Source organism: Parviterribacter kavangonensis (genome assembly GCF_056863335.1).
Window position 1 is genome coordinate 984,027 of the sequence record NZ_JBXPJA010000001.1, and the last position, 9,206, is coordinate 993,232.

The 9,206-nt window shown below is 73.9% G+C and carries 11 protein-coding genes; 4 read left to right on the plus strand and 7 right to left on the minus strand.

Annotation, left to right across the window (positions count from 1 at the left end):
* Positions 1-12 precede the first annotated feature (12 nt).
* Positions 13-564 carry a dihydrofolate reductase family protein gene (locus AC1UE4_RS05070; RefSeq protein ID WP_482916130.1) on the plus strand — a complete coding sequence of 184 codons (552 nt, stop codon included), beginning with the start codon at positions 13-15 and terminating at the stop codon, positions 562-564.
* Positions 561-911 (plus strand): hypothetical protein, encoded by a 351-nt coding sequence (locus AC1UE4_RS05075; protein ID WP_482916131.1) that lies wholly within the window; start codon positions 561-563, stop codon positions 909-911. Before AC1UE4_RS05070 ends, AC1UE4_RS05075 begins: the two co-directional genes overlap by 4 nt.
* Before the next feature lie 43 nt (positions 912-954).
* Here AC1UE4_RS05075 and AC1UE4_RS05080 read toward each other — a convergent pair whose 3' ends face one another.
* Both AC1UE4_RS05080 and AC1UE4_RS05085 read right to left on the minus strand, forming a co-directional pair.
* Positions 955-2,847: a hypothetical protein gene (locus AC1UE4_RS05080; RefSeq protein ID WP_482916132.1), complete on the minus strand. Its 1,893-nt coding sequence runs from the start codon at positions 2,845-2,847 to the stop codon at positions 955-957.
* Between the two features lie 10 nt (positions 2,848-2,857).
* Positions 2,858-3,883 (minus strand): BtrH N-terminal domain-containing protein, encoded by a 1,026-nt coding sequence (locus AC1UE4_RS05085; protein WP_482916133.1) that lies wholly within the window; start codon positions 3,881-3,883, stop codon positions 2,858-2,860.
* Between the two features lie 54 nt (positions 3,884-3,937).
* Here AC1UE4_RS05085 and AC1UE4_RS05090 point away from each other — a divergent pair, with 54 nt between their 5' ends.
* Both AC1UE4_RS05090 and mtnA read left to right on the plus strand, forming a co-directional pair.
* On the plus strand, positions 3,938-6,274 hold the full coding sequence (locus AC1UE4_RS05090; RefSeq protein ID WP_482916134.1) for a glycoside hydrolase family 31 protein: 2,337 nt from the start codon (positions 3,938-3,940) through the stop codon (positions 6,272-6,274).
* Positions 6,275-6,295: 21 nt separating this feature from the next.
* Positions 6,296-7,228, plus strand: coding sequence for an S-methyl-5-thioribose-1-phosphate isomerase (gene mtnA, locus AC1UE4_RS05095; RefSeq protein WP_482916135.1), 933 nt, complete (start codon positions 6,296-6,298; stop codon positions 7,226-7,228).
* Here mtnA and AC1UE4_RS05100 read toward each other — a convergent pair.
* Genes AC1UE4_RS05100 through AC1UE4_RS05120 form a run of 5 tightly spaced genes read right to left on the minus strand, consistent with a single transcriptional unit; the run spans position 7,225 to position 9,203 of the window.
* A complete protein-coding gene (locus AC1UE4_RS05100; RefSeq protein ID WP_482916136.1) occupies positions 7,225-7,716 on the minus strand; it encodes a hypothetical protein in 492 nt (163 codons plus the stop codon). The two genes, mtnA and AC1UE4_RS05100, sit on opposite strands and share 4 nt — an antisense overlap.
* A 22-nt stretch (positions 7,717-7,738) precedes the next feature.
* Positions 7,739-7,954: a hypothetical protein gene (locus AC1UE4_RS05105; RefSeq protein WP_482916137.1), complete on the minus strand. Its 216-nt coding sequence runs from the start codon at positions 7,952-7,954 to the stop codon at positions 7,739-7,741.
* A gap of 6 nt (positions 7,955-7,960) precedes the next feature.
* The gene (gene merB, locus AC1UE4_RS05110) at positions 7,961-8,404 is read right to left on the minus strand and encodes an organomercurial lyase (RefSeq protein ID WP_482916138.1); all 444 of its coding nucleotides are present in this window, start codon (positions 8,402-8,404) and stop codon (positions 7,961-7,963) included.
* 5 nt (positions 8,405-8,409) lie between these two features.
* Positions 8,410-8,817 (minus strand): PaaI family thioesterase, encoded by a 408-nt coding sequence (locus AC1UE4_RS05115; RefSeq protein ID WP_482916139.1) that lies wholly within the window; start codon positions 8,815-8,817, stop codon positions 8,410-8,412.
* Entirely contained in the window at positions 8,814-9,203 is a 390-nt protein-coding gene (locus tag AC1UE4_RS05120) for a nuclear transport factor 2 family protein (protein WP_482916140.1), read from the minus strand. The genes AC1UE4_RS05115 and AC1UE4_RS05120 overlap by 4 nt, the downstream gene beginning before the upstream one ends.
* Positions 9,204-9,206 lie beyond the last annotated feature (3 nt).

The window sequence follows — 9,206 nt, forward strand, 5'->3', positions numbered from 1 at the left end:
GCCGGCCGCGTCATGGCGAAGCTCGTCTACGCGGCGATCACCTCGCTCGACGGCTACGTCGCCGACGAGCACGGCCGGTTCGACTGGTCGATGCCCGACGAGGAGGTGCACGCGTTCGTCAACGACCTCGAGCGGTCGATCGGCACGTCGCTCTACGGGCGCGGGATGTACGAGGTGCTCGTCGCGTGGGAAACGATGCAGACCGACGACCCGGTGCTGCGCGACTACCAGGAGGTGTGGCGGGCGGCGGACAAGATCGTCTTCTCGAGCACGCTGGAGGCGCCGCTGAGCGAGCGGACGCGGATCGAGCGGTCGTTCGACCCCGACCTCGTGCGGTCGCTGAAGACGACCGCGCCGGCGGACCTCTCGATCGGCGGCCCGACGCTCGCCGCGCAGGCCCTGCGCCACGGGGTCGTGGACGAGCTGCACCTCTTCGTGAACCCGGTGATCGTGGGCGGCGGCCTGCGCGCGCTGCCGGACGGCGTGCGGCTCGATCTGGAGCTGCTCGACACGCGCCGCTTCTCCAACGGCGTCGTGCACCTGCATCACCGCGTGCTGCGATGAGGCTCGGCGAGCACGCGCCGGGCCACGCGATGCACGAACCCGGCGAGATCGCGCGGTTCTATGACCGGGCGAGCGACCTCATGCGCGAGCTGCTCGACGCGCTCGCGTCCGGACCGGCCGAACCGCGCCCGTTCCCCGCCATCGAGGACGCGATGGGCTGGCCGCGGCGGCGGATCGCCTCGGTCCTCGGCGGCGCCGGGCGGATGCGCGTCGAGGAGTTCGGCGGCCGGCGGCCGTACCGGTTCCTCGATGCCCGCTCCTCCCCATCTGGCCGGTGGGAGATGTGGGCCGACGAGGACCAGGCGCGCGCGATGCAGCGAGCGCGGCTCGAGGAGACCGTGGCCTAGGCGTCCGCGGCCGTCTCGTCCCGTGCGTCTCCGCGGAAGGACCTCATGTCTCGCAGCGCCAGCGCCCGGTCGCGTGCTCGGTGCTGCCGCTGTCCTTGTCGTACATGGTGACGTCGACGGTGCCGCTGCGGGCGTCGTCGTTGACGGTGAAGCTGCCGGTCGGATCGAAGCCGGGGACGTCCTCGGTCTGCCAGGTGTGGCCCTCGCCGTCGGTGAAGTGCGCCGTCGGACGGGAGGTCACGCCTCGGCCCTGCGTCACGTACGTGCCGGGGCCCTCCCACGTCGCGGCGAGCTGGAGGTAGTACGGCTTCGGGTACGTGCCGACGCCGGGGCCGCCGTCGACGACCGGGCCGTCGAGCTGGAAGATCGCGAAGAAGTCCTCGCCGACACGGCATGACCCGGCGGCGCGGCCGCGGGCGCCGACGGCTCCGCTCGCGAAGAGGTCGGACGCGAAGGCCGGCTTCGCTCCCGGCTTCTTGCAGAACTCGTCGAGCGACCGGCCGCGCAGCGTCACGCTCGCCGGCGTGACGTGCGCCGCCACGGCCACGGTCGCCACGCCCAAGGCGATCGACGGCAGGCTGCCGAGCGACGCCCCCTCGGTTCCCTCTGGGCAGGCGCACCCGCCGGCCTTAGCGCACATCGCGTTCGGGTCGAGCGTGTGCTCAGTCCCGTCGGCGTCGCGCAGCCGCCCGTGCACGTCGCCGCTGCGGGACAGCTCGACGACGTCGGCGGTGATCGAGACGCGCTCGATCGGGGCCGAGCGTGCGGCGGCGGCGACGGTCACCGTGCTGCTCTTGCCGAGCGCGCGCAGCGGCATCGGCGCCGCGGTCGACGGGATGCCGGGGCCGTCGGTGTCCCACGCCGGCCCCCACGACGCGCGCCGCGCGAAGCCGGACGCCCACGTCGAGAGGAACGCGTCGTCGGCCGCGGAGACCATCGTCGTGTAGGCGAGCGGCATCGACGCCGCCGCGTACGCCGCCTTCAGCCGTGCCCACACGTCGACGCCGGAGCGCTCGAGGTGGCCGTAGAAGCCGACGCCCGAGTAGGTCCGCATGAACATCGGGATCGCGGGCGACTCGAGGTACGACGTGTACCACTCGCGGTAGCCCGGCCACGTGAGCGGCGCGCCGCTCCACTCCTGCGCGACGACGCCGCCGGCCCACTCGGCGGAGCCCTCGATGAGCCACGCGCGGTCCTTGTCGTCGTAGAGCGGCCCGGCGAACCGGTCCTGGAAGCAGTGGGTCATCTCGTGGGCGGCGATGAACCGCTTGGCGATGAGCGGCATCCCGCCCGCCCACGCGTCCGGGTAGACGTTGACCTTGCAGACCCCGTCGTGGAGCGTCGCGTCCGCCGCGACGTCGGGGTCCGCCGACGGCCCGGACGTGAGCGTCACCGCGAGCTTCGCGCCGAGCGGCACGCCGAAGTGCGCGGTCAGGCGGGTGGTCGCCTCGGTCAGCAGATCCGTCCACGCCTTCTTCTGCGCGGCCGACGGCGCGACCGCGGCGCGGGCGCGAATCTTCCGGGCGTGACCGGGCTCGCGGCCGGTCGCGATGGCGTCGTAGACCTCGCGCTGCGCGGGCGTGAGCGTCTTCCGGTACGGCGCCAGCCACCGGATCGGCCCCGAGCCGGACCGCAGCTTGTCGACCGCTCCGCGACGGACAGCGATGCCGGGCAGCGGCGCGACGGTCTGGACGAACGCCTGAAGCGCCGTCGCGCGATCGATCGTCCCGGACTTCCGGACCGCGACGCCCTCCTTGCCGCGCGCCTTGCGGAGACACCGCGCGGAGAGCTTGGGGCGGCACGCGCGCTTCTTCGCCGCGGTGAACGCGGGCGGCGCAGCCGCCGCCGATGCGGCCGAGGAGACGGCGGCGCCGGAGGTCGGTCCGACCCCGAGGATCACCGCGAGCGCGACGAGGACGGCGACCCTCCGTGGCATGCGCCGGATGCTAGAGCGCCGGCCGGGCGCCTTCCATCGCTTCGACGCCCGCGCGTTCGAGCTCGGCGATGCGGGAGACGAGGTCCAGTCCTTCGGCATGCTCGCGGCGCTCGGAGCAGCAGGCGAGCTCGACCCACGTCGCCGCCAGCTCGTCGTAGATCGCCGCCGCGTCACGCAGCGCGCCGTCGCCGAGCAGGTCGCCCATGTCGTGGAGGAACTCGGCGTGCAGCGACCGGAACATCGCGCCACCGGTGCCGGCCTTGACGATGAAGACGCGCAGGCCGCTCAGCGCGGCGTCGAGGCCGTCGCCGAAGCGGTCGGGCCAGGTCGGGTACGAGGCCGCGAAGCCGTCGACGCCGTCGAGGCCTCCCCCGCCCTCGAGTCCGGCGAGCGCCTCGCCGCCGCGGCGCATGTTCCCGATCGCGCGGTCGATCGCGGCGGCGACGGCCTCGGCGGGGTCGCGCAGCCGATCGGGCCAGCCGTAGACGAACGTGCCGTGACGGTTCGGGCCGGGGAAGGCGGACGAGCTGCGGGCGGCGGCGAGCGAGGCGTACGTGCAGCGCTGCAGCTCGTCGCGGTCGTTGTCGGCGATGAGCACCGTCTCGGTCTCGTCGTCGTAGTCGACGATCACGATGTCGTGGCGCGTGTTCGACATCTTCACGCGCAGGTACTCGAGCTCGGCGATGTCGGCCCACACCATCGGCGGCCGCCCGGCGTCGATCTCCTCGCGGACCCAGCGCCAGCCCTCGGCGGCGTCGTCGGTCTCGCGCACGTCGAGGCCGAGCCCGATGTGCGGCGCGATGTCGCGCTCGAGGTCGGCGGTCCGGCCGACGAGGTAGACCGGTGGCCGCATCCCCGGCAGCTCGAGGAAGAGGAACCCGAGCCCGCCGCCGAGCCCGAAGACCGCGCCCTCGGACAGCGGCCCGCTTCCGAAGTCGAGCCCGTGGAACTCGAGCAGGTCGCGCAGCGCGCCCGAGCCGCAGTGGCCGGCGCGGCGGTGAGGGAAGGCTCGTTTCGGCGCGGAGGCAGTCGACATCGGGGACGACGGTAGCGGCGCGCCGGACCGAGACGCGGGCTACCTTCGGCGCCCGTGTCGCGCCTTCCCAAGTTCTTCTGTCTCGCGTTCGTCAGCGCGACGCTCCTGCAGGCCCCGGCGGTGGCGGCGCCGGTGGTCGACGGGAAGGCGCGGTTCGAGGTGCTCTCTCCGACGCTGATCCGGCTCGAGTTCGCGCCGGATGGGCGGTTCGAGGACCGGGAGACGCAGACGACGTTCGGGCGGCTGCGCGGTCGCGAGCCGCGGTTCACCACGGCCATCCGCGGCGGGCAGCGCGTCATCCGCACGTCCAAGCTCACGCTGCGCTGGCGTCGCGATGCGAACGGGTTCGGCGACGGGGCTCTGACCGCGACCCTCGGCCGGCGCAAGCTGACGCCGAAGCTCGGGCCGAATCCGCAGCCGCTCGGCGGCTGGCGGCGCTCGCTCGACCTCGTCGACGGCCCGGTGCCGCTGCACGAGGGGATGCTGTCGCGCGCGGGCTGGTACCTGCTCGACGACTCGAAGACCGCGGTCATCGAGGGCGACCGCCCGGTCGAGCGCGCCGCGCCCGACGGCTACCAGGACCTCTACCTGTTCGCCTACGGATCCGACTACGCGCACGGCCTACGCGACCTGCGGACGCTCACGGGTCCCGCGCCGCTGCTGCCCCGCAAGGCGTTCGGCGTGTGGTTCAGCCGCTACTGGCCGTACTCGGCCGGCGACTGGCAGACGCTGCTGGCGAAGTTCCGGACCGAGCGCGTCCCGCTCGACACGATCTCGCTCGACACCGACTTCAAGCGCGTCAACGACGCCGCGGGCAGCGCGATCGCGACGACGGTCGCGGGCGCGCCGGCCGGCGCGCCGTACTCGTGGAACGGCTGGGACTGGAACGCCGATCTGTTCCCCGACCCGCAGCGCTTCTTCGCCTGGGCTCACGACAGCGGTCTCGAGGTGGGGCTCAACGTGCACCCCTCGATCGACTCGGCCGACCCGCGCTTCGCCGACACGAACGCGCGCGCCGGCGGAGCGCTGAAGGCCGACGATGGCTGCCGCGTCACGCAGGCCGATCCCAAGGGCCAGTGCATGGTCTTCGACTGGACCGACCCGAAGCAGCTCGACGCGTACTTCGCGTTGCACGAGCCGTTCGAGCGGCAGGGCATGGACTTCTGGTGGCTCGACTGGTGCTGCGATGCGAGCAGCGCCGAGCTCCCCGGCCTGACGCCCGACACGTGGATCTCGAAGCAGTACTTCGACCGCCAGCGTGCGCGCGGATCGCGCTGGCCGTCGTTCCAGCGCATCGGCGGATCGCACCAGCTCGGCTTCGGCGGCAACGGCGGCACCGGCGCGTTCGCCGAGCACCGGACGTCGCTGCAGTTCACCGGCGACACGTGCGCGAGCTGGCCGCTGCTGGCCTTCGCGTCGGAGTTCACCGCCTCGGCGGCGAGCATCGGCATGCCCTACGTCAGCCACGACATCGGGACGTTCCATGCCGTCTCGCCGACCGGCGTGTGCGACAAGACTGCCAGCCCGCTGCTCACCCCGCGGGCGAACGAGCTGCCGCCCGACATGTACGCGCGCTGGGTCCAGTTCGGGGCGTTCCAGCCGCTCGAGCGCCTGCACTCCCACCACGGCAAGCGCCTGCCGTGGGAATACGACGGCAAGCCCGGCACCGTCGCCGCCGACTTCCTCCGCCTGCGCGAGTCGCTCGTCCCCACGCTCTACTCGCTGGCCCGCGAGGCGGTCGACACCGGCGTGCCGATGGTGCGCCCGCTGTGGCTCGGCTGGCCGAAGCGCGACGAGGCGTACGAGCACCCGTCGCAGTACACGCTCGGCCGCGACGTCCTCGTCGCGCCCGTCGCGGCGCCGGGCGATCCGGCGAAGGCGACGGTCTGGTTCCCGCCCGGCACGTGGGTCGACTGGTTCACGGGCGAGCGCCACCGCGGCCCCGCCACGAAGGAGCTGACCGTGCCGCTCGAGCGCATGCCCGTCTTCGTCCGCGCGGGCGGCATCGTCGCGACGCAGCCGCCGGTCGCCACCACGCCCGCCGGCCCGCCGCGTGAGCTCGTGCTGCTCGCCCACGCCGGCCGCGGCGCGACGACGGTCTACGACGACGACGGCCGCACGCTCGACTACACGCGAGCCCAGTACGCCCGCACGCGCATCACCCAGCGGCGCCGCCACGGCGCGACGACGCTGACGATCGGCCGCCTGCGCGGCGCGCCCGTCGTCCGCCGCCGCCACTGGACCATCCGTCTCATCGGCGTCGCGAAGCCGCAGCGAGCGACGCTCGGCGGGCGGAGGCTCCCGGTCCGCTACGACGCCGCCTCGCGCACCGCGACGATCCGCACCGGCACGCTGCCCGCGGCGCGCGCCGCGACGGTCGTCGTGCGCTGACACGCCGTAGCGTTCAGCGGCATGGTCGCCCCCCTGCGCCACGAGGACGGCGCGCTGCTCCTCCTCGATCAGCGCGCGCTGCCCGGCGAGGAGCGCTGGCTGCGCTGCACCGAGGTCGAGCAGGTCGCCGAGGCGATCGAGACGCTCGCCGTTCGCGGCGCCCCCGCGATCGGCGTCGCGGCGGCCTACGGCGCGGCGCTGGCGGCGGACGGCGACTTCGAGGGAGCGATCGAACGGCTGTGGCGCACGCGGCCGACCGCGGTGAACCTCCACTGGTCGCTCGAGCGGATGCGCGAGGCCGGGCCGGCCAACGCGCTCGCCACTGCCCACGCGATCGCCGAGCGCGAGGCGAAGGCGACGGAGCTGATCGCGAAGCACGGCGCCGAGCTCCTCGACCGGCCGTCGCGGCTCATCACGCACTGCAACGCTGGAGCGCTCGCGACGACCGGCGTCGGCACCGCGCTGGGCGTCATCACCGCCGCCCACGCGGACGGCAACGTCGTCGAGGTCTGGGTGCCCGAGACGCGGCCGCTGCTGCAGGGCGCCCGGCTGACCGCCTACGAGCTCGGCGCCGAGGGCATCCCCCACCACGTCGTCACCGACTCGACGCCCGGCCTGCTCATGTCGCGCGGGCTCGTCGACGTCGCGGTCGTCGGCGCGGACCGGATCGCCGCCAACGGCGACGTGGCGAACAAGATCGGGACGTACCAGCTGGCCGCGCTGGCGGCGCGGCACGCGGTGCCGTTCTACGTCGCGGCGCCGCGCTCCACCATCGACCCCCGGATCCCGGACGGCAGCGCGATCCCGATCGAGGAGCGCTCGCCCGGCGAGCTGGGCGCGCCCGGCGGCGCGCCCGCGGCGAACTGGGCGTTCGACGTCACGCCCGCCGAGCTCGTGACGGCGATCGTCACCGACGACGGCGTGTTCCGGCCGCCCTACGCGTTCGGTCCCTAGACGTGGCGGTGCTTGCCGTACCCCAGCGCCATCAGCGGCGCCAGCACGCCCGGCTTCGAGCGCGGCGGCGGCGCGAACGGCTCCCGCTCGGGGCGCGGCTCATGCACGACGACGTGGTGGACGAGCGCATCGGTCGCGCGGGCGACCCGCGCCGGCACGTTCGCGCGCGTCCAGTTCGACGCGGAGGCCGGCAGGGTGCTCACGATGACCTCGTCGTGGGCGCGGGGGTCGTAGGCCTCGCACACCGCGATCACGACGTCGGTGTCCGATCCGACCCGCCCCTTCGCCTCGAGCCCCGCCGCGGCGAAGCGCTCGAGCGCCTCCTCCAGCGTCCGCTGGGCGGCGGCGCGGGCCTCGGCGCCGGGTGCGCTCGGCGGCACCAGGAGCTCGAACGTCGCGGCCTTCGCGCGCGCCTGCTCCGCGAGGACCTCCACGAGCTCCTCGGACGTCGCCGTGCGGTTGGCGACAACCAGCACATGCACGTTCATGCAGCCGAGCGTACTCCTCTCCTCAGCTGCCGTCGAGACGCCAGAACGGCCCCGTCAAACCGAGGCCGTCGAGGATCCCCTGGTTGTGCTGGAGCGTCTTCGGGCGCCAGTCCGGCGCCAGCCGATCGCCCCACCAGCGATGGGCCAGCTCGGCGAGCGTCGCGACCGGGATCGTGGCGCCCGGCTCGCGGTCCACGAGCCACCGGCCGACGTGCTCCTCCGACCGGAGGAGACGCATCGTGCTTCAGGTGAAGACGATGTCCTCCCACCAGTGCCGGGCGGGCACGAGGCAGTGGAACACGAGCGTCTCGTCGTCCGGCCGCATGTCGCGCACCGTCACCTCGATCGGCTCGTCGCAGTCCGGGCAGGTCGTCGTGAACGTGCCGTCGACGCCGAGCGCCGCGCACACGCCGAAGGCGTCCCACGCGCAGTTCGCCCAGTAGTCGCGCCCGCCGGCGCGGACGCGGAACGCCGTCGGGACGGCCGAGAACGGGTTCGCCATCCGCAGCGCCGACCGCGTGTCGTCAAGGACGAGCGCGTGCGCGTCGTGCAGGCGCCGCCACGAGCTCACGACGTCCGCCTCGTCCATGCCGGCCTGCGCCGCGACCTCCGCGGGCGCGGGAGCCCGGGCGTCCTCGGCGAACAGCCGGTACGTCGCCTGCCGGACGGCGAGATCGCGGTCGTCCACGGCGATCAGTCGTCCTCGGCGGTGCCGACGACGGCGTGCGTCGTGACGGCGCGGGCGAGCACCTTGCCGCCCTGCGAGATCTCCGCCTCGGCCGCCGCGACGCGGCGCCCGGCGCGGACGCAGATCCCGACGCAGCGGACGCGCTCGCCGAGCATGCCCATCCGCAGGTACTGGATGCTCATGTGCGTGTGCGGCGCCGGCCGGGCGTCGGGCAGCGCGTTGTGCACGGCCCAGCCCGTCGTGCTGTCGAGCATCGCGGCGATGTAGCCGCCGTGCAGGATGCCGCCGCCGTTGGCGTGCTCCGGCCTCGGCGTGCCCTCCATCACGACGCGGTCGGCGGTGCGCTCGACCAGCTCGAACCCCAGCGAGCTCGAGAACGGCCCCGGCGTGATGCGGTCTTCGTCGTCGTTCACGTCGCGAAGAGGCGGTCGACGAGCTCCTGGTCGTGCTCGTAGATCCAGACCTCGGTGATGTGCTCGCCCTCGACGCGGTAGACGTTCGCCCGCCGGATCTCGATCGCGGTCCCGTCGTCCTGCAGGAACCGCTCGACGAGCAGCAGCGCGACGCGTCCATCCCCCACGAGCGTGTCGACGTGCTCGATCTCGATGTCGCGGGCGTGCTTGCGCGCCTCCTCGATGAACTGCACGGCGGCCGCGCGGCCGTGGTGGACGCCGGCGAGGCGCGAGGAGCCGGGCACGTGGAAGACGACGTCCTCGTGCCAGATCGCGGCCGCGGTGTCCCAGTCGCCGCTGCGCGCGGCGGCGAGGTACCGGTCGATCACGTCGCGGGCGTTGGCCACGGT